Below are 697 nucleotides of genomic sequence, written 5' to 3' on the forward strand. Positions count from 1 at the left end.
GTGGTCTGGACGGTGCAGGTCCGGTTGTCGGTCTGGTCGGCGACGAGCGCGGGGGTGGTGGTCACGGCCGGTCCCGCGGCCAGCGCGGCGGCGACGGCCAGGGCGCCGACGGTGGTGGTGACAGGCATGGGGGTCACTGCTCCTTGGTCATGAAACGATCGGTCTGGTCGGATCGACGGCCGGTTCTCGGTAGACAGGCGAGACGAGCTCGGTACATGTCGTGGCGGTCAAACGGCAGGCTCATCGCTGCCCGTTTCCACAGGTCGCCGCGCTGGGCTCGACCCCGCCTGCACCCGAGCCCGAGCCCGAGCCCGAGCCCGAGCTGGTGTCGGTTCCGGTGGGGGTGGTCTCGGTGCCGCCGCTCCAGTCGGACAGGACGCGGAGCTTGGCCCAGGGGATGTAGTCGAGGGCGACGAAGTCCCCGGACAGGCCGGCCTGGGAGTAGGCGTTCGAGTCGGGGGCGTACTCGGCGATGAACGCCATCCGGGCGCCGCCGTTGTCCCCGACGTAGGCCCCGTAGGTCTGCAGGGCCTTGGCGATGGCCTTCTCGCCGCTGCTGGATGCCGGGGATGGTGTCGACGTCGATGCTCGGGTCGAGCTGCACCCGTGCGCCCTCGGGGATCGGCGAGCCGACGCCGTCCATGTTCGAGCCGTCGGTCTTGGTGGCGGGGTAGCGGACCTCGCCGGGTTTGACCAT

At 70.7% G+C, this 697-nt stretch carries 1 protein-coding gene; it reads right to left on the minus strand.

Going from position 1 to position 697, the window contains the following annotated elements; genetic code table 11:
• Positions 1-240: 240 nt before the first annotated feature.
• Entirely contained in the window at positions 241-483 is a 243-nt protein-coding gene (locus PSD17_RS19330) for a hypothetical protein (RefSeq protein WP_339123980.1), read from the minus strand.
• Positions 484-697: the final 214 nt, after the last annotated feature.

The sequence above is a fragment of the Pseudonocardia sp. D17 genome, assembly GCF_036984265.1.
Lineage (GTDB): Bacteria > Actinomycetota > Actinomycetes > Mycobacteriales > Pseudonocardiaceae > Pseudonocardia > Pseudonocardia benzenivorans.